This is a genomic window from Clostridium kluyveri (assembly GCF_001902295.1).
Classification (GTDB): Bacteria; Bacillota; Clostridia; order Clostridiales; family Clostridiaceae; genus Clostridium_B; species Clostridium_B kluyveri_B.
The window spans coordinates 1092418-1111914 of sequence record NZ_CP018335.1 but is presented as its reverse complement, the minus strand read 5'-3'; the positions used below and the strand labels follow the sequence as shown (position 1 = coordinate 1111914).

The 19497-nt window shown below is 30.8% G+C and carries 21 protein-coding genes and 1 other annotated feature; all 21 genes read right to left on the bottom strand.

All coding sequences use genetic code 11. The annotated features are described in order from the left end of the window. Positions 1-12: 12 nt before the first annotated feature. Complete coding sequence (locus BS101_RS05645) at positions 13-729, bottom strand: TIGR03936 family radical SAM-associated protein (RefSeq protein WP_073537935.1); 717 nt, start codon at positions 727-729, stop codon at positions 13-15. Next, a complete protein-coding gene (locus BS101_RS05640) occupies positions 698-2551 on the bottom strand; it encodes a TIGR03960 family B12-binding radical SAM protein (RefSeq protein ID WP_073537934.1) in 1854 nt (617 codons plus the stop codon). The genes BS101_RS05645 and BS101_RS05640 overlap by 32 nt, the downstream gene beginning before the upstream one ends. Positions 2552-2694: 143 nt before the next feature. Then, positions 2695-3540: a M50 family metallopeptidase gene (locus BS101_RS05635; protein WP_073537933.1), complete on the bottom strand. Its 846-nt coding sequence runs from the start codon at positions 3538-3540 to the stop codon at positions 2695-2697. Between the two features lie 18 nt (positions 3541-3558). After that, positions 3559-3924, bottom strand: a complete 366-nt coding sequence (locus BS101_RS05630; protein WP_242951410.1) for an endopeptidase — start codon at positions 3922-3924, stop codon at positions 3559-3561. 199 nt (positions 3925-4123) lie between these two features. Beyond that, complete coding sequence (gene rodA / locus BS101_RS05625) at positions 4124-5245, bottom strand: rod shape-determining protein RodA (protein WP_198039599.1); 1122 nt, start codon at positions 5243-5245, stop codon at positions 4124-4126. Positions 5246-5317: 72 nt separating this feature from the next. Further along, positions 5318-5584 carry a cell division topological specificity factor MinE gene (gene minE / locus BS101_RS05620; RefSeq protein ID WP_012101250.1) on the bottom strand — a complete coding sequence of 89 codons (267 nt, stop codon included), beginning with the start codon at positions 5582-5584 and terminating at the stop codon, positions 5318-5320. A 13-nt stretch (positions 5585-5597) separates the two neighbouring features. Further along, the gene (gene minD / locus BS101_RS05615) at positions 5598-6395 is read right to left on the bottom strand and encodes a septum site-determining protein MinD (RefSeq protein ID WP_073537931.1); all 798 of its coding nucleotides are present in this window, start codon (positions 6393-6395) and stop codon (positions 5598-5600) included. Positions 6396-6409: 14 nt separating this feature from the next. Continuing rightward, complete coding sequence (minC, locus tag BS101_RS05610) at positions 6410-7039, bottom strand: septum site-determining protein MinC (protein ID WP_073537930.1); 630 nt, start codon at positions 7037-7039, stop codon at positions 6410-6412. Positions 7040-7262: 223 nt separating this feature from the next. Continuing rightward, positions 7263-9953 carry a penicillin-binding transpeptidase domain-containing protein gene (locus BS101_RS05605; RefSeq protein ID WP_073537929.1) on the bottom strand — a complete coding sequence of 897 codons (2691 nt, stop codon included), beginning with the start codon at positions 9951-9953 and terminating at the stop codon, positions 7263-7265. 39 nt (positions 9954-9992) lie between these two features. Beyond that, positions 9993-10484: a rod shape-determining protein MreD gene (mreD, locus tag BS101_RS05600; RefSeq protein ID WP_073537928.1), complete on the bottom strand. Its 492-nt coding sequence runs from the start codon at positions 10482-10484 to the stop codon at positions 9993-9995. Positions 10485-10495: 11 nt separating this feature from the next. After that, positions 10496-11356, bottom strand: coding sequence for a rod shape-determining protein MreC (gene mreC / locus BS101_RS05595; RefSeq protein WP_073537927.1), 861 nt, complete (start codon positions 11354-11356; stop codon positions 10496-10498). Between the two features lie 16 nt (positions 11357-11372). Then, positions 11373-12383 (bottom strand): rod shape-determining protein, encoded by a 1011-nt coding sequence (locus BS101_RS05590; RefSeq protein WP_073537926.1) that lies wholly within the window; start codon positions 12381-12383, stop codon positions 11373-11375. Between the two features lie 21 nt (positions 12384-12404). Continuing rightward, positions 12405-13091 carry a RadC family protein gene (radC, locus tag BS101_RS05585; protein WP_073537925.1) on the bottom strand — a complete coding sequence of 229 codons (687 nt, stop codon included), beginning with the start codon at positions 13089-13091 and terminating at the stop codon, positions 12405-12407. Between the two features lie 14 nt (positions 13092-13105). Then, positions 13106-13684 (bottom strand): Maf-like protein, encoded by a 579-nt coding sequence (locus BS101_RS05580; RefSeq protein ID WP_073537924.1) that lies wholly within the window; start codon positions 13682-13684, stop codon positions 13106-13108. An 11-nt stretch (positions 13685-13695) separates the two neighbouring features. Beyond that, positions 13696-13956, bottom strand: a complete 261-nt coding sequence (locus tag BS101_RS05575; RefSeq protein ID WP_073537923.1) for a DUF4321 domain-containing protein — start codon at positions 13954-13956, stop codon at positions 13696-13698. Between the two features lie 178 nt (positions 13957-14134). Continuing rightward, positions 14135-14815 carry a hypothetical protein gene (locus BS101_RS05570; RefSeq protein ID WP_073537922.1) on the bottom strand — a complete coding sequence of 227 codons (681 nt, stop codon included), beginning with the start codon at positions 14813-14815 and terminating at the stop codon, positions 14135-14137. A gap of 58 nt (positions 14816-14873) precedes the next feature. Further along, positions 14874-15386 (bottom strand): GNAT family N-acetyltransferase, encoded by a 513-nt coding sequence (locus BS101_RS05565; RefSeq protein ID WP_073537921.1) that lies wholly within the window; start codon positions 15384-15386, stop codon positions 14874-14876. A 159-nt stretch (positions 15387-15545) separates the two neighbouring features. Beyond that, positions 15546-16448 carry a homoserine kinase gene (gene thrB, locus BS101_RS05560; protein WP_073537920.1) on the bottom strand — a complete coding sequence of 301 codons (903 nt, stop codon included), beginning with the start codon at positions 16446-16448 and terminating at the stop codon, positions 15546-15548. A gap of 138 nt (positions 16449-16586) precedes the next feature. Next, entirely contained in the window at positions 16587-17828 is a 1242-nt protein-coding gene (locus BS101_RS05555) for a homoserine dehydrogenase (protein WP_073537919.1), read from the bottom strand. Between the two features lie 77 nt (positions 17829-17905). Beyond that, positions 17906-18197, bottom strand: a binding site (T-box leader). An 81-nt stretch (positions 18198-18278) separates the two neighbouring features. Then, complete coding sequence (locus BS101_RS05550) at positions 18279-18716, bottom strand: ACT domain-containing protein (protein ID WP_073537918.1); 438 nt, start codon at positions 18714-18716, stop codon at positions 18279-18281. A 218-nt stretch (positions 18717-18934) separates the two neighbouring features. Continuing rightward, complete coding sequence (locus tag BS101_RS05545) at positions 18935-19483, bottom strand: BMC domain-containing protein (RefSeq protein WP_073537916.1); 549 nt, start codon at positions 19481-19483, stop codon at positions 18935-18937. Positions 19484-19497 lie beyond the last annotated feature (14 nt).

Here is a 19497-nt window from a genome sequence, read left to right as displayed (position 1 = left end):
AGGACATACCTCTTAATGTATTTTATCTACATATTCATATAATGGAATTAATTTATTTCCTATCTCTCCATACATTTCTTCTCTCATTATATTAATAAAAGAGTTCTTATCAGAACCTTCAATATTATCTCGTATATGATTTGATAAAAGTTCCGGTGACAAATTATCAATACTCCCACAGCAAATAGTAGTATCTAGAACCAATTTATTATCACAAATAAAATAATTTATATATTTTACCATCTTTCTTATATCTGTTTCCTTTTCCCCTTTTTTAGTTCTTTTCAAGGTATTCCAAGTTGACATATTCATCAAATTCTTCATATGTGTTTCTATTTTACCAGTGTCCCTACAGGGTATTTGTATACTATACTTGGCTGCCCTAATTGCTGCCATAGATTTAAATATCTTTTTATTTTCCGCATTGTAGACTTTGCTTGCTTTCAATATTTCTATACCTAAAGGAGCATTATTATTCAATTTTTCTAAAATTTCTTCCTCTGATACCCCCTCTTCAAAATATAAGTCCATATATTCTCCACAAGAATATATTCCCACAGCGAGGGGTTGTGCTATAGACATATTTATATGAGGGTTAAATCCTTTGGAGTATTCTACCGGAAGGTCTGTTCTCTTTATCATCCTCTGTATAGTTCTCATCAAATCCAGATGACCTATAAATTTTATACTATTTTTTTTACTGAATTTTATTAAATACTGCTCCTTCAAAGCATTTACCTCCTAAGTTAACATTCACCCCGCAATTTTTGCATCCCCTTCTACAATCAGGAGTTACCAAAGCTTTTTTAGCTTTTTCATTTTCTTTTATTAAAAATTCCTTATCCACTCCTACGTCTATAAAATCCCAGGGAAGTATTTCATCATAATTTCTATTTCTGTAGATATAAAAATCTGAATTCACTTTACATTCCAGAAAAGCTTCCATCCACAATTCAAAATTAAAATATTCCGACCATCCATCGAATTTAGCTCCTTTTTCATAGGCCTTAACTAATACATCACACATTTTTCTATCTCCTCTGGCAAAAGCAGCCTCTAGGTAACTCACTGGTGTTTCATGCCAATTATACACTATGTTTTTGCTTTTTATAGAAGATCTTAAAACTTTAATTTTTTCCCTTATTCCCTTCATTTCAGCTTGAGCTGACCATTGAAAAGCTGTAAAAGGTTTAGGTACAAATATGGATGTACTAACTGTTACCTTAAGCCCTTTTTTCCTTATATTTTTGGGAATTCCAAAATACTGATCTACCACTTTTTGAGATAATTCTGCTATACCCTTTACATCTTCTACAGTCTCATAAGGAAGCCCTATCATAAAATACAATTTTATAGTAGACCATCCCGATAAAAATGCATTTTTTACAGAATTCATTAAATCCTCTTCTGTAACGCCTTTGTTTATTACATCTCTCATTCTCTGACTGCCCGCTTCTGGTGCAAAAGTTAGTCCAGTTTTTCTTACTTTTTGGATTTCATTTATAAGTTCCACAGAGAAAGAATCTATTCTAAGAGAAGGAAGAGATACTCCCACCTTTTCCTTTTCATATTTTTCAATAAAATTATAAACTAAATTTTTCAAATCAGAATAATCACATATGCTTAATGAAGTTAATGACACTTCCGAATAACCAGTATTTTTTATTAATTTATCCACCTGTTCTAGTAATTTTGATGTACTTTTCTCCCTTACAGGCCTATATATTATGCCTGCCTGACAAAACCTACATCCTCTTGTACATCCTCTAAAGGTTTCAAGTATTATCCTATCATGTACTATATCTGTATAAGGCACTATAAGTTTATCAGGATAAACTACATCATTAAAATTTTTAATTATTCTTTTAGTAATTTTTTTAGGTACATCTTCATAAATAGGTTTAAATTCTTTAATAGTATCATCATCATTATAATATACTTCATAAAGAGAAGGTACATATATTCCTTCTATATGGCACACATTTCTCAAAAATTCCTTCTTATTCCCCTTATAAATTTTGTACAAATCCATAACTTCATTTATTTGTTCTTCTCCTTCTCCTATAGAAAACAAATCAGCTATATCCCATAGTGGTTCAGGATTATATGCACAGGGTCCCCCACACATAATTATAGGCATATCTTCTCCTCTTTCGGAAGCTCTAACAGGCAATCCTGTCAAATTTAACATATTCAAAATATTAGTATAACTCATCTCATACTGCAGAGTAAATCCTATAAAATCAAAATCACGTATTGCTTCTTTGCTTTCTAGTCCATATAATAATATACCATTTTTTCTCATAAGTTCTTCCATATCCGGCCAGGGTGCAAATACCCTTTCACAATAAGTATCTTTTCTTTCATTCAATATGTAATATAATATTTTCATACCTAAATGTGACATACCCACTTCATACACATCCGGAAAACAAAATGCATAACGAATATCTATTTTTTCTTTATCTTTTATGTAAGAATTCATTTCACCTCCAATATAACGGCCAGGTTTTTCTACCTTAAATAATATATCATCAGAAATTCTATTCATCAAAATCCTCCTCTTAGGTATTCATCATTATATTTTAGCATACCCCTAAACAATTTAAAATGCAAAAAAATAGTGATATATTATCATCTATAAATTTACTTAATTTGCAAAAAAGTACAGATGCAAAAAAAGCATGCTGTACTTTATCCATTCAACTTCATAAACTCTTCTATGGTTATATTTCCATATAATTTTAAAGCATCAATTATTTCCTCTTCATATATCAAATCCATCACATTCATTTCATCGTCTAGTACTGTAAACATGTTATATTTACCTTTATCAAACAATCCCATAGCTGTAAGAAGATTTTGTTTATAATATATAGATAAATTTCTATTTTCAATATATCCTCTCTTTATAAATTTATATTTCTTTTTAATAATGTCTCCCATAATTATATAAGATGTCCTTTCATTTTCTTTCAAGGATGTAGTCACTATAAATGTAGCTATTATTCCAATTGTGAAATTACTATGTCCATTTAAAAATAGGAATACATAGACTAACATAAGCATTATTCCAATAATTATGCTTATTACTATGGTAATCTTATTTGCCATTCTATATGGTAGTTTAAGGTTTAGAATACTTCTTAGTATTCTTCCTCCATCTAAAGGAAATGCAGGTATTAGATTGAACAATCCTATGGCTAAATTTATAGAAAAGAACACATAACAAAAATTATAATATAAAATTTTATACATAAAATAAAAAAGTCCACTGAAAATCAAATTAAATATGGGACCAGAAATCGAAATTATTAAATCCTCTTTTGGAAATGCTTCATCTAAATCTTTAAGTTTTATAACAGCTCCCACTGCTATGAATTCTATGCCAAATCCAGAAAACTTATAATATCTAGAAAATAAATAATGAATAATTTCATGAAAAAAAACTACTATAGCTGTATAAATAATCTGCCCTCTATAACCTACTACAATCAAAAGTATTATATAGGGAATAAAGTATTTATTTATTTTAATCACAAAAATACCTCTTAAAATTTATTTTTCCCCATTAACCCTGAGTTCCTTAACTGTATTTTTTATTTTATCTTCAACATAATTTATATTGATACTATTTAATTGAGTTTTTAACTTACTATAATTATAGTTTTGATTTATTATGCTCTTAGAATAATTATATACACTTTTAGCCTGAGGATTTGAAGTTACTTTACATAATATAATGAATATAAATAATATCAACACTCCTATCAGCTCTCTTATAATTCTTTTAACTAAATAGTTCCCTTTTTTATTACAATAGTTTTCTTTATTATATGTTCTTCCTCCATAATAAGGTGAATAATTGAGTTTTCTCCTTAATGAGCCATAATATTTTTCATATTCTGAATCATAATATCCCACAGCATCCTCCTTTTTAAATAACATGCTACTTAATATATATTTAAGGGTATCACTATTTATGACTAGAATTTGGGACGGTTGGCCCAAGCATACTACTTTAAAAAGACTTTATAAAATTAAATTAAAAAATAAAAATTTTATAAAGTCTCTTTAAAATATATATTTATCATATTTTGATTATTACTTATTTTCACATACTTTAAAAATTAATTTTCTTTCTTCTCATACCTATATTTAAAATAAGAGCTATACTTATAAACGCTGTTAAAATAGAACTTCCTCCATAACTCATAAAAGGTAATGTAATACCTGTTATAGGTAATAAACCTATGGTCATGCCCACATTTTGAAAAATAGAAAATAGCATAGAAGATACAATGCCTACGCACACCATGGAACCAAATATATCTTTAGACTCTCTGGCTATATTTATAGAACGATATATTACAACTCCATAAAATGCTATTAGTGAAAGTGCTCCTACAAGCCCCCACTCCTCTCCAACTACAGAAAAAATAAAATCCGTATGAGTTTCTGGAATATATTCTCCTGATATTTGAGTTCCCTTTAAGAAACCTTTTCCAAATATTCCACCGGATCCAATTCCTATCTTTGATTGGGTAAGCTGAAGTGTAAAACTTAATTGATATTTATCTGCATTAAATAGGGATATAATCCTCATTCTTTGATAATATGGTATAAGTGTAAACTTCCAGGCTATAGCTATTACTAATGCCACACCCAATATGCCCCCAATTATTACCTTTAAATCTAAACCTGCTACAAAATATATCCCAAGTACAGTAAAAAAACAAACCATAGTCATTCCCATATCAGGCTGACTTACAATTAAAGCCATAGGGATAGCCGCATACATTGTAAGTTTTAAAAAATTTTTTAAGTTATTGATATTTCCTTCCATGTCATCTAATTCTTTTGCCAGCATCAGTATAATTCCTACTTTGGCAAATTCAGAAGGCTGCATAGTAAACCTTCCAATTTTAATCCATGAAGAAGCTCCATTTACCGTATATTGAAACATAGGAATACAGTTTATAACAAGTAAAAATACTCCAAACCAGTATATTATAGCAGCATAACTCTTTATTAAGGAATAATCTATTAAAAGTATAGAATAGATTAATACAAACCCCATAATTATCCAAATAATCTGAGACTTTAAAAATTGATTTCCATAACTTAGATGGGAAGCACTATATATATTTAAACTTCCAAATACACATATAATCAATACTGTAATAAGCATAGGAAAATCAAGCTCTCTCAAGAATCTTTTACTAATAGTAAGTTTTTCAAACAACATCTATATCCCTCCAATATAACTATAATGATTATACCACAGCAAAGTAAAAAAGCCATGTATAATACACAGCTATTTATTATACTTAACTTTTTTTACAGGTATATTGGCAACAAGTGCTACTGGATCTTCCTCGACTTTCTCAGTAATCGTCATTCTAACATCTATTTCAGCGTAGTTTATTTCCATATATTTCGAAAGTACTTTAAGTATATCTTCCTTTATATCTTCTAATACTTCCTGAGGCATACTGCATCTGTCATTTATAAGTATTAACCTCAATCTTTCTTTAGCTATATCCTTGGAAGATGGCTTGGAAAACGCCCTAAATAAATCCATTTCCCTACACTCCTTATTTAATACCAAATATTTTTTTTATGGATGAAAATAATCCTTCTTGCTCACTGCTTAAATCTATAAGAGGCACCTCTTCCCCTATTATTCTTCTTGCTATATTTCTAAAAGCCTGACCTGAGATAGCACTTTTATCTAATACTATTGGTTCTCCTTTATTAGTTGAAACAGTTATAGTTCTGTCATCTGGTACTACCCCTATAAGTTCTATAGCTAAACTATCTAATATGTCATTAACATCTAACATATCTCCACTTTTAGTCATCTTATAATTTATTCTATTTATTATAAGCTGGTGATTTTCAAGACCTTTAGCATCCAGTTTACCAATAACCCTATCAGAATCCCTAACAGAAGTAACCTCAGGATTTACTACTATCAATGCTCTATCTGCACCTGCTACGGCATTTTCAAATCCCTGTTCAATTCCTGCTGGACAATCTATTATTACATAATCATAACTGGCTTTTAGTTCATTCACTAAATTCATCATCTGTTCTGCACTTATATCTTCCTTATCTCTAGTCTGTGCCGTAGGTAAAAGATATAGATTAGGTAATCTCTTATCTTTTATAAGAGCCTGTTTAAGTCTGCATTTATTTTCTAGTACATCTAGCAAAGTAAATACAATCCTATTTTCAAGCCCCATAAGAATATCTAGATTTCTAAGTCCAGTATCCCCATCTACTACCACTACATTTTTATTTAAAGCAGCTAATCCTGTACCTATATTAGCCGTAGTAGTAGTTTTTCCAACTCCTCCCTTGCCTGATGTTACTACAATTGCTTCTCCCATTTACACTACCTCCCTTAAATAAACTTATTAGGCAAATATGGTTCTACTATTATTATATTTCCTCTAACTTTAGCTACCTCTGGATATTGGGGTTTCATGTTATCTGGAGATCTAGTCACTAAATCAGCAATTTGAAGCATTTCTGGCTCCAAGGAAATTGCAGCAACTATTGCTTTGGAATTTCCTCCAAAACCCGCATGAGCATATCCTCTTAGGGTTCCAAATACTATTATATTACCCCCTACATATATTTCTGAGCCAGCATTTACATCCCCTATTATAACTATATTGCCAGGATAATTTACAACCTGTCCTCCTCTTATTGTTTTTCTCAAGAATTTAGTTCTACCCTCATAAATACCAGAAAATATTTTACTAGGTTTTTCATTGCTGTCTTGAAATATACAATCCTTTATCAAAAATTTTTCAAATAACACCTGTTTCAATTTTATAGATTGTTTTTCATTTATATTTTTTAAGTCTGTAATTATTTTCAAATTACATCCCTTATAAAACATCTTGCCTACTGAAAGTCTTTTTACTAAGGCTTCCAGCATTTCTTCAAAATCTTTAAATTTATTTATATTTATAACTATATTTATGCCCTCTTTATTACCCTTAACTAATATATTATTATCTATCATAAATTAGCCTCCATAAGTTACCTCATAATAATATTTCAACATTATTCACATAAATCCTCCCTATATTTTAACTTTATTTATCAAAAATTCTTGTATCCTTAAATTTCTTCGTATTTTTGAAAATATCTTACCTGAGCTAACTTTTATTTAAATACATAATACTACATTAATTATCATATATAAATTTGCAAATAGAGTAACCTATTCGCAAATTCATATACTGTTATTCACCAGCACCTGAATTTTCTTCACTATTTCCTTGATTTAAATTAAAATATGCAGAATAGATATCTCTGGCTATATAAGCAGAACCAGCCCCCATACCTCCGTCAAATACCACTACACACACAGCTATTTCAGGATTATCCATTGGTGCATAACCTACATACTCTGCATAATCCGTTCTTCCAATTTGGGTCTGCTGTTCCTGGCTTCCTATGGTTGCAGTACCTGTTTTTCCTGCAGTTTTTATAGGGAAATCTGCAAAAGCCTGGGCTGCAGTACCTTTTTCATTAACTGCCTCCATTCCCGCTTTAACCGCCTCTATATTTTCGGCCTTAACCTCCGTCTTTTCAAGAACCTCTGGTTTCACCTGTTCAATAACATTACCATCGGAATCCAAAAATTTGTCTACCAGGTGAAGCTTATATCTGGTTCCTCCATTTGCAAGGGTTGCAATATAATCTGCCATCTGAAGAGGAGTAAACTGATTTAATCCCTGACCTATAGCAGCATTTTCTACATTAGCCGGTACATTAAGCTGAGCATTGGCATCTGAAACAGCTGTGTAATATATAGCCTCAATTAAACTATTCATTTCTTTATCACTGATATTTTTTTTGTTATTTGGATCTTCCTGGATCAATTCTGAAAATACTTCTTTATATTTATCTTTATCAAAAGAACTGCTTCCACCTTTTATAGAACTTTGTATTAAGGTTTTTATTTCCTTTTTCAATGATTCAACTTTAGTAGAGTCATTATCATTATCGTATAAATCTATCTTAACTATACTGTTCCCCTTGTCATCTACCCCACTTTTAAGTAAGGACATAATTTTCCAAAGGTAGGTATTGGCATAGGTATTTTCATTAGACTTAGTATTATATACCTGTCCAAATTTTTCCGGAATTTCTATGCCTGTAGCAGGTTTTTCTTCGCTGCCTGTTGGTACTCCAAGTCCAAATTTCCAGGCATATTTAGCTAGGGTGTCATCACCAAAAGCATTTCTAAAAAGCCTTGCCACTTCCATGAAATAAGGGTTACTGGATTTTTGTATGGCACTTGTAAGGCTAACTAGCCCATTAGCTCCATCCAATTCAAATTTTACAAGTCTCCCCCCCTGATTATAAGTACCATTGTCGTAATAACTGAAATCAGGTGTTATAACGCCGCTTTCCAGTCCCGCAATGGCAGTCATAGGCTTAAAGGTAGAACCTGGCGGTATCAGAGACTGAGTAGCATAATTATAAAAAGGTTTTGCATATATATCATATACATCCTGCCTTATGGTAGTATTATTTTTTATGCTTTTATCAATAGGAAAAAGTATATCTAACACTTCATCCTCAGTTTTCCCAGGATAATTGGAGGTAATATTTCTTGCCCTTATATATTCTCTTCCAAATTCCTCTAAATCAGGATTAAAATATTGGTTATATGCTTCTGTTGAAAGTTTTCCAGGAGTTGCAAAGTCATTTGGATCATATCCCGGCCTACTAGCCAGTGCTATTATGGCTCCTGTATTCACATTAATCACCACCGCTGCCCCTCTAGTTGCATTGGTGGTATCTGATCTCCTTTGGCCATAGGGATTCTGTCTTAATTCTGCCATTCTCTCATCCAGTGCCTTTTCTGCTGCAGCCTGCACATCCTTGTCTATGGTAAGCTGTACAGTTTGCCCAGGATAGGAATCCCTGCTGCCCAGTTCCTCAATTACTCTGCCATCTTTATTGAGTTTTACTATCCTGCCGCCTTTTGAACCTTTTAATCTGTCCTCAAAAGCTGCCTCAATTCCCGCTTGACCTACATAATCACTGCTTATATCATAACCCTTGTCTTTATATTTGTCATAATTAGAGGCTATTTTTGATATGTATCCTAAAAAGGCAGAGCCAAGCTCTCCATTTGGATAGGATCTTATAGGTTGAGTACTTACATCTATATTAGGAAGCTCATTTAACATCTGTAAAAATTTAAAAGCAGTATCTTTACTTATATTACTTGCTATTGTTACGGGCTTATAACCCGAAAAACTCTGCATTTTTAAAGTATCTCTTATAATCATAAATCTTCTTTGTTCTTCTGTGGAATATCCACTTGGAATTTCATATTCTTTTAGAAGTGTCTTAAAAGTATCCTCTGCAGATATTTTTAAAAGTTCTTTATTAACCTGATTTTTTAAATCATCATCTGAAATGTCTTCATTTTTACTTTTAATTTTTTTCTCTATGACCTCATTTAATCCTCTGTCTCTTTTGAATTTTATCTCTAAGGCATTTCGGGTATTCTCATCATCACTTCTAAATTCAAACCTAAAGGGACTTACCTTAAGTTCAAAGTCATCCTGCTGATTTACTTTATTTTCGTCCAATATTTTAAACACTTTGTCCATAGTAGTAAAAAATGTGTTATTACTCTCATCTGTATCTTCGTCTTCGTCAGGCTGGTTGTATACAAGTACATACCCTTGAACACTTCTAGCCAGTTTGTTGCCCTTGCTGTCTAAAATATCCCCTCGTGGAGCAGTATCAGGTATCTCTCTTATAGATTTATTATTTGACTGTTCCTTATATTCCTTACCCTGCACCACCTGGAGGAAAAAAAGCCTCATAGCCATGGTTACAAAAAGAACTGACATAATTACTATAACCATAGTATACCTTGTAATATTATGATGCTTTTTATTTTTCACAAAAATCGCCTCCAATTATAAAGTACCTTATTTTGACTTTTAGAACTTCCATTTAATCTGCATGTACTCTTTATTACAAAGCTTATATATAGGTCTATACATAAAAATACATAATACCATATCATAAATACTTATAAAAAATACTTTACTCATATTCACATATATACCATATAGATATAACAGTGCAAATACCAAAATACCTTTAAATAAAGCCAATAGAAAGCAAGAAATAACTGGAATAAGCCTTTTTTCCTTGAATATGTTGTCCCCTACAACTCCTGCCGTGACACATATTATCATATTTGTAAATGCATTTATTCCAAACCCCTGAGAAAAGTATACATCCTGTAACAGTCCCACAAATACTCCAAGCCATAATCCTTCCCACTTTCCATTTACAATAGAATAACAGATTATAAAAATGAAAAGGAGACTTGGATAAAAAGTTTTTATAGCAAAAAAAGGCATTAATACATTGTCTAATATAAACAAAACTATAGACAAGACACTTAACACTAATATTTTTTTCATTTTTCATCACCCTAGTATTTTATATCTATTTTATTTTTAGGGATTACTATAAGCAATTGTTGAATTTTGTCAAAATTCACATAAGGCTTTACTAAAGCATTTTTCATTACCTTTCCTTTATCCGTTTCTACATCTACTACAGTTCCAATTCTAATTCCACTAGGATAGGAATTATCAATTCCTGAAGTTAACACGGTATCTCCTTTTTTTACAGTAGATTCCTGTGGAAGATAATAAAGCTTAGCCAAAAACTTGCTCTCATCACTTTTATAGCCTTTTACAATACCGCTATTTATTACTCCACTTTCATCTCCTGTTTTATTAACAGTTCCCCCCACTGCCATATTCTCATTAGTTAAACATTGAACTATAGACCAATTTTTTTCCACATGTACAACTTGACCCACCAAGCCATCTGCAGTAACAGCTATCATTTGTTTTTCTATACCATCTTTACTTCCCCTATTTACGGCAACTTGATCTAACATTCCACTACTGCTTTTCCCTATTATGTCACAGCCTATATAATTGTATTCCTCTCTTTCATTTTTAAAATCCAGCTCCTTTCTTAAATTAGAATTTTCATCTTTTAAAGCATCATATTCCACAAGCTTATTTTCTAGGGAACTATTTTTTTTCTTCAACTGTTCATTTTCTTTTTTAACATCAGAAAAATTTAGAATGAAGCTTATGGAGTCTTTTATTTTACTATTAATTTTATACAATCCTCCCTGGAGAGAATTAAAAGTAATACCTACACCATTTCTTATAACCGAATTACCATCACTCTTGAAACTAAAAGAAATTAATACTAAAAAAATAATTGAGAGCATTATTATAGTTATTACAAGTTTATTTTTCAAAAATCGCATAACATACCACTCATAACTATTTTCTACTAGCTACTATTTTATCAATAGTATCTAATGCCTTTCCTGCGCCTAAGGCCACACAATCAAGAGGTGATTCAGCTATGTGTACTGGCATATGTGTCTCTATATTTATTAATTGATCTAGTCCCTTAAGCATTGCTCCTCCACCTGCCAGCATAATTCCTTTATCCATTATATCCGCTGCAAGTTCTGGTGGGGTTTTTTCAAGAGTTGTCTTTATAGACTCAATTATTGACACTATAGGCTCCTTCAAAGCATCTCTAACTTCACTTTCAGTTATATTTATAACTTTAGGTAATCCTGATATTAAATCTCTTCCTCTTATTTCCATGGAGTTCTCTTCTCCCATATCATATGCGGATCCTAATTGGATTTTTACATTTTCTGCTGTTCTTTCACCTATCATCAAATTATATTCTTTCTTTATGTAACTTATTATACCTTGATCCAATTCATCTCCAGCAATTCTAAGTGACTTACTTGTAACAATTCCTCCAAGGGATACCACAGCAACTTCTGTAGTTCCTCCACCTATATCCACAATCATACTTCCCGTAGGTTCATGTACTGGAAGCCCCGCTCCAATTGCAGCTGCCATAGGCTCTTCCATAAGGAGCACATCTCTAGCTCCTGCATGTTTTGTTGCTTCTTCTATTGCCCTTTTCTCCACCTCAGTAACTCCAGAGGGAAAACATACAAATATTCTAGGACTTGTAAATGCTGACTTAGGACTTACCTTCTCTATAAATTTTCTAAGCATAGTATGGGTTATATCAAAATCAGCAATAACTCCATCCTTTAACGGTCTTATCGCTACTATATTACCCGGAGTTCTACCTATCATATCCTTTGCCTCATTACCTATAGCCATTACCTTTTTAACATCTTTATTTATAGCCACCACAGAAGGTTCTCTAAGTACTATTCCTTTTCCTTTAACATATATTAATGTATTAGCTGTTCCCAAATCGATTCCCATATCTCTAGATATTCCAAAAAAACCCATTTTATATTTCTCCTTTCAACCTCACAAAATTCCTTTTTCTTTTAAACTGATAAATATTCCATTTCCTATTATTAAATGATCAACTAATTGTATTCCTAAAAGCTCACCACACTTTTTTAATCTAAAAGTTACGTTTACATCTTCATTACTAGGAGAGGGATCTCCAGAAGGATGATTATGACATAGAATTATAGAAGCACTATTCTTTTTTATGGCATAAAAAAATATTTCTCTTGGATGCACTATAGATGAATTTAAAGTCCCAATAAATACATTTTTAATTCCTATAACCATATTTTTTGCATTTAACAGAATAACTTTAAGATGTTCCTGCTTCATCCCTCTCATTTCTTCCATAACAAGTACTGCAGCATCTTGAGGGCTGCATATCCTATAGTCATCCCCATTTTTGTAGGACTTAAACCTCTTTGACAGCTCCACCATGGCAAGTATCTTAGCTGCCTTAGCCTTTCCCACCCCTGAAATACTCACAAAATCCTCTAAATCAGAATTAAAAACTCCATTTAATCCCCCATTATCTTTTATTATTCTGTTACTTAAAGACACTATATTCTCACCTTTAATACCAGTTCCAAGTATTACTGCTAGAAGTTCTGAATTAGATAACGCTTCCGAACCATATCTAAACAGCCTTTCCCTTGGTCTTTCATTTTTGGGCAAATCCATAATCTTTAAATTATCTCTCATTTTAAATCTCCCTATTATAAATTTACCCCCATCCCACTTAACATATTATACAACTTATTTAAAGGTAATCCTACTACATTATAATAACACCCATGAATTTCTTTTACAAAAACTCCCCCATAGCCTTGAATGCCATAGGCTCCTGCCTTATCTTTATATTCTTCTTTTTTTAAATAATTTCTTATACATCTTTCATCTATTTCAGAAAATTTTACAGTAGTACGTACAAAACTTTTAACTGTTTTATGTAAAGCCTTATCTATTATGGCTATGCCTGAGTATACATCATGTTCATTTCCACTTAATGCTTTCAACATATGAAATGCTTCTTGTATATCTCTTGGCTTTCCCATTACTTTTCCTCTTAAAAACACTGCGGTATCACACCCTATAACTATTGAACTTTCATCCGTTAGTTTTCTACAAACATCTTTTGCCTTACCTTCAGCCAGTTCCATAACATAGGATTCACATCTTCCTTGAAATACCACAGAGTCTTCATCAAAATCACTTGCCACTACTTGAAAATTTTCTATTAATCTACTTAAAAGTTGTCTTCTTCTACTAGAAGCTGAAGCCAATACAATTTTCATGTCATCACTTCCTAATATTTTCTATACAACATCACAGCTATGATTATACCTATTACAGTCATAATATTTATACTGAAATTTATACCTAAAGTTAGAACCATAACTTTGAGATTTAATACGACTGGATCTGTCATCCCTATTGAATAAAAATTTTTTAAAAAACTTAAAAAACTAAAATTATTCCCAATAGCATCTCCTACAAGACTGCCACATATGGCTCCTAAAAATATGAAAAACCATATAAAACTTTTACTTTTTCCGGCCCCTTTCACATAAAATCCCCTACCTTAACAATATATCTTATATAGTTTATCATTTAATAAAACCATAAACAAGTAAATATAATATTGTTAAAAAAATTTTTTAAATTATATATAGAAATGGCAAGTATTAGTAAGAAACCTATATACTTGCCATATTTTTTCACATTTATTTATGATCAATATTTAATTAACTAGAACTTATTTTTTTTAATATATCAAATATGTAAATATAATTTTGTTCACCATCTTTTTTTTCAATTTCTTCTGGAAGTTTATTTATATATTCTTTTAATTCTTTTAAAATTAACTTACTATTATTATCACCGTCATTTACATCTTTTAAAGAAGTACACCATTTTTTTAACTCATCTGTTTTTATAGATTTTACATCACTTTCTGAGAGTTTATTTAATATCTTAAGATTCGCATTTATTATTTCTGTTACTTCTACATTATACAAATCATTTTGATGTACAGTAAATACTATTTTTGTATTATCTATATTCTTTTTTGTAAGGGAATCCATAATGCCTTTTGCATTTTCCTCAGTATAAATACCCATGCAAACTCTCGTCTTATCTGAATCTGTTACAGAAAAGGAAACTCCATAGTTAGACAGTAAATTTTTTTGTGTATCTGCATTATTCTTGTCCTTATAGACTCCACCTTGAATAGCTACAAATTTCACATACTTATTACTAGAATCAGAAATTTTTATATCATTTGGACTAAAGCCAGCTGTATTTTTCACAATTACTTTAAATACAAAAGTTCCAATTATAAAAGCAAGAAAAAATATCATTAATAACGAAACCACGAAAACCTTAAAACCATTTTGCTTTTTTAAATCATATCTTGTGTATCTCATCTTTTCACCCCTACTCATAGTATTCCTATATATTATTATTATAGGGAAGAGAAAAATATTACTGTGATACACCAATTTTTTTCATAAGCATCATATCTATATGTCTTCCATTGACATTATAAAAATCTTTTACTATTCTTGCAAGATTAAATCCTATATTTTTCCAAAAAACTATATTGTCTGTTTCATCCTTAATTACTCTAGCAAAAAAAATATTTACTCCATATCTTCTATTAAAATAATTCATTAAATATTTTATTATATCACTACGTAAATTCTCATTATTGCATATGTTATCTAAATAAAAAAACCATATCCAAAGTTCATTTTGTTTTTTAAATTCAACCCTTCCTTTCAAAATGCCTGTTAACTTTTTACTCTTTTCTATTTTAAAAAAGAATTCACACTCACTTATATAACTTTCTAAAAATCTATTTTTTAATTCTTTCAATGTAGATTCTTCTTTCAAAAAAACCTTATTGGTCTCCATCCATTTTTGTATTCCAATTAAATCTTTTTCTTCCACACTTGAGATTTTCATATCTTTAAACTTTATGTTAACATCTAACATAATTCCACCTCTTTACATTCATCTATGAATTTTAAATTCTACATAAATAATTAAATCCCTTTATTTTAAATATATTGAATAAACTATAAATAAAAATATTTTATTTATCCATCAAAGTAAAAAGTAATATACTAAAGAGGTATCCTTTATATTATCATATTAGATCTCAACAATTCTAACTCCTTCTAAATCTGGTTCAAGTAAAATTACATTCCATCTATCTTCTAGTCCACTTAAATACTTTTTCATAGATATAACAAATTCATCCTCATTTTTATTCAACACAGCCATAAGTGTAGATCCTGAGCCACTTATAAACTCACCTATGGAACCAAATTCCACTGCCTTTTCAAAGATATCATCAGAATTTTTTATTAAATTTTTTCTATAAGGTTGATGAATTTTATCCTGAAAACATGTTCTAAGTTTATCAAATTCCCCATTGTAAAGAGCACTTACAAGCATGGCACATCTTGATATATTAAATATGCATTCTTCTTTTAAATAAGACTTAGGTAAAACCTTTCTAGAAAGAGCTGTATTTACCTGAAAAGATGGTATCATGGCCACAAACTTTAACTGCTTAGGTAAATCTATCTTTGAATATTTTATATCCTCCCCCGTCTTCAAAGATACTACCATCCCACCTACTATTGCAGGTACTACGTTATCTGGGTGGCCTTCTATTTTAGTAGCTAAGTCAATCATATCCTTTAACTCTAATTTATTTCCCATAATCTCATTTGCTATTTTTATACCTCCAACTATACAAGCGGAACTACTTCCAAGTCCCCTAGAGATAGGTACATCACACTTAACTACATCAATTCTAAATCCTTTATAAGAATATTCTCCTTTATTCATGGTTTCTATTATACTTTTATATATAAGATTATTTCCAAAATCCTCCTCAGATTTTAGTCCATTATTATATATTTGTGTTTTCCCATTTATTTCTTCCACTTCAATTTCATTATATAACTTTAAGGCCATACCCAAAGTATCAAATCCCGGTCCCATATTTGCAGTAGTAGCTGGTATTCTTACTTTCACTTTAGCCATATTCAACTTCCTCCCAATTGATAAAATATTTTTTATGAAGATACCTTGGAAAACAAATTCTGCCAGTAATTATTAATCAACGGATATTATGTAACTAGACTAGTATAATAAGCTAGCCATTCATTTTGGATAGACTTTTTAGTGTAAAACCAACAATTTTTTAACATCACAGGCTTCTCCTTTTAATTTAACTTTCTCAATATAATTATCTATACAGACCTCATTATCTGCATTTACAAAAGCTACCACTTCTTCTTTATTTCCTGAAAAAGTACTAGATAAAATATAACAACTCTTAAAGCTTGAAGATATGCCCTGTATAATTTTTACTCTATTTTGTGTTTTTACTCTAAGAAACCACTTTCCCTTCAATCCCCAACTCTTATCTATTTCCGCCTTTTCACTGCTAAAAGTAATGCATTTTTTTCTCTTCTGTTTAACTATATCCGCTATATCCGCAAATACCGCACTAGCAGTAGGAAACATTCCTGCGCCCTTTCCTGAAAACATAACATCTCCCACAGCATCTCCTTCTACCAAAATAGCGTTATACTCGTCCTCAATTTTCCCAAGAACAGAATCTTCTTTTACCATAACAGGCATAACTGTAGCATATATATGTTTACTTCCCAGTTTACTAATTCCCATTAATTTTATACTGCATTTCTCCATTTTAGCATATTTAAAATCATATTCATCGATTTCTGTAATTCCCTCTATGTTTATATCCTTCCAGTCTACCCTCCTATTGTAAGCAATTGTAGATAAAATTGAGAGTTTTCTGGCTGCATCATATCCTTTAACATCTGATTCTGGATTGGCTTCTGCAAATCCTAATTTTTGTGCAAGTTCCAGCGCTTCTGTATAACTCATGCCATTATGATTCATTTTAGATAATATAAAATTAGTAGTACCATTCAATATGGATTTTATGCTTTTTATTTCATTTCCTACAAGACATTCATTTATTGATTTAAGTATAGGTATTCCTCCTCCTACACTAGCTTCAAAATGAATAGTAACTCCATTCTTCTTTGCTATTTGTAAAAGTTCATAACCATATTCCGCAATTAAATCTTTGTTAGCTGTAACCACATGTTTTTTCATATTTAAAGCCCTCTTTACATATTCATAGGATGGATCAAGTCCCCCCATGGCTTCAACTATGATGTCCACTTTTTCTTTAAAAATATCATCTATATCCTCTGTTAAAAGTTCTTTGTTCTTGTTATCTGTGTGCTTACTAATATTTCTAACTAAAATTTTTGATAATACCAATTCTTCATTTAATTCATCTTTGAATTTATCTTTATTTCTAAATATAAGTTCAGCTACACCACTACCTACTACACCATATCCAAGCATTGCTATATTAACCATATTATCGCCCTCCTTTTTATTTAACACTTTCAAACAAATAATTAATTCCCTTGTTATGAAAACAAAAAACTCTTCCCACATGGGACGAGTTTTATCGCGATTCCACCCAAATTAACAGTAATATTTAATTAAAATTATTTAATACACATACCCCAAATTATGTGTAACAATAGATAATCTTATACTTAACAATCTTCATACTGTTATCTCCATATCCATAACGCAGATCTGCGGAAATACCTAATAAGAATTTCAGTATACAACTCAAAGGTGGTTTTCAATAATTCTCCCTCAAGGAATATTTCAGCCACGGAATTCCTCTCTCTTTAAAGTAGTTTATTATTTACTCTTCCTTTTCATAGTTTTATTTATATATAATTTCACATAGATAAGTCATTAAAGGTATTCAACATAACTAAATATATGTATAGATATTATTAAATATCTTTTTTACTCTACTGCAACTAAATTTACCTTTATTACACTTTTCAAGGTTCTTATATCTTCCATCAACTCGTTAACTTCAACCTCTAGCTGAGAGGCATCAAAAGTTATAGATACATTAGCGGCATTATTAATAGGTATATCTTGATTTATAGTAAGTATATTTCCCTTTTTCTGAGCTATATTATCAAGTATTTTCGATAATGTTCCTGCCTTATGGGCTAAAGTTAATCCCAAAGTTATTTTATGCCCTGCCACACTTTCAGACAAGGTAAAAACTGAATCTCTATATTTATAATAAGTACTTCTGCTTATACCTACTTGCTTTACTCCTTCTGATATATCCTTCACATGGCCAGTTCTAAGAAGTTCCTTTACCTTTACCACTTTGTCAAACACATCAGGAAGTATACTAGTATCAATTATAAGAAATTTATTTTTCATAACTTCACACCTTGTCCGCAATTGAAAGACATGTGTTTTTCAATTGAATATATGAATTATATTACCACATATAAAATAAATATTCAACAACTTTATAAAAAATTTTACTGCAAAATTAAATTCCAGTAAAATAAATAGTTCATTTTACTGGAATTTAATTTAAAATATTCTCTGTTTCAATCTTGATAGTTATTAAAATTCACTTTGTTCTTAATATCCTATAACAAATGTGGCAATAAATCTCTGTTTGGTCCGGATACAACTTCACTGTTTACAAGCATTCCAGTTTCAAGTGAAACATTAACACCTGCTTCTATTGCATTCTTAACCGCACTTACATCTCCTGTAAGAGTTACAAAAGATTTTCCGCCCATTCCCATTCCTAATCTAACTTCTATAAGCTGTACATCTGCCGCTTTAGCTGCCGCATCTGCTGCAACAATTCCTGTTGCCACACTAAAGAATTCCATAACTCCTAAATCCTTTAATTTTACAACACCTGTAGCCTCATTTACTGCAGGAATTACCTGTTCATGAACATTTGGAAGCAATAACTTGTCTACTACATGTTTTCCTCCTATGCTCACTGCTGCCTCTATTGAAGCTGTAACAGCTCCTACATTTCCTGTAATCATCACAATGTATTTACCAGGACAAATAGTTTTTGCTAACAGTAATTCAACTTCTGCTGCCTTTATCATGGCATCTGCTGTCTTTATTCCTCTTGCTATACTGTTTAATTCTATCATTCCTATAGTTTTTATCATGGTTATCACCTCAA

What these genes read in the sequence shown, in the direction of transcription:
- BS101_RS05640 (WP_073537934.1), bottom strand. Translation starts at nt 2,551, where the DNA reads ATGAATAGAATTTCTGATGATATATTATTTAAGGTAGAAAAACCTGGC.
- minE (WP_012101250.1), bottom strand. Translation starts at nt 5,584, where the DNA reads ATGGATTTATTTAGGGCGTTTTCCAAGCCATCTTCCAAGGATATAGCT.
- minD (WP_073537931.1), bottom strand. Translation starts at nt 6,395, where the DNA reads ATGGGAGAAGCAATTGTAGTAACATCAGGCAAGGGAGGAGTTGGAAAA.
- minC (WP_073537930.1), bottom strand. Translation starts at nt 7,039, where the DNA reads ATGATAGATAATAATATATTAGTTAAGGGTAATAAAGAGGGCATAAAT.
- mreD (WP_073537928.1), bottom strand. Translation starts at nt 10,484, where the DNA reads ATGAAAAAAATATTAGTGTTAAGTGTCTTGTCTATAGTTTTGTTTATA.
- mreC (WP_073537927.1), bottom strand. Translation starts at nt 11,356, where the DNA reads ATGCGATTTTTGAAAAATAAACTTGTAATAACTATAATAATGCTCTCA.
- BS101_RS05590 (WP_073537926.1), bottom strand. Translation starts at nt 12,383, where the DNA reads ATGGGTTTTTTTGGAATATCTAGAGATATGGGAATCGATTTGGGAACA.
- radC (WP_073537925.1), bottom strand. Translation starts at nt 13,091, where the DNA reads ATGAGAGATAATTTAAAGATTATGGATTTGCCCAAAAATGAAAGACCA.
- BS101_RS05580 (WP_073537924.1), bottom strand. Translation starts at nt 13,684, where the DNA reads ATGAAAATTGTATTGGCTTCAGCTTCTAGTAGAAGAAGACAACTTTTA.
- BS101_RS05570 (WP_073537922.1), bottom strand. Translation starts at nt 14,815, where the DNA reads ATGAGATACACAAGATATGATTTAAAAAAGCAAAATGGTTTTAAGGTT.
- BS101_RS05565 (WP_073537921.1), bottom strand. Translation starts at nt 15,386, where the DNA reads ATGTTAGATGTTAACATAAAGTTTAAAGATATGAAAATCTCAAGTGTG.
- thrB (WP_073537920.1), bottom strand. Translation starts at nt 16,448, where the DNA reads ATGGCTAAAGTGAAAGTAAGAATACCAGCTACTACTGCAAATATGGGA.
- BS101_RS05555 (WP_073537919.1), bottom strand. Translation starts at nt 17,828, where the DNA reads ATGGTTAATATAGCAATGCTTGGATATGGTGTAGTAGGTAGTGGTGTA.
- BS101_RS05550 (WP_073537918.1), bottom strand. Translation starts at nt 18,716, where the DNA reads ATGAAAAATAAATTTCTTATAATTGATACTAGTATACTTCCTGATGTG.
- BS101_RS05545 (WP_073537916.1), bottom strand. Translation starts at nt 19,483, where the DNA reads ATGATAAAAACTATAGGAATGATAGAATTAAACAGTATAGCAAGAGGA.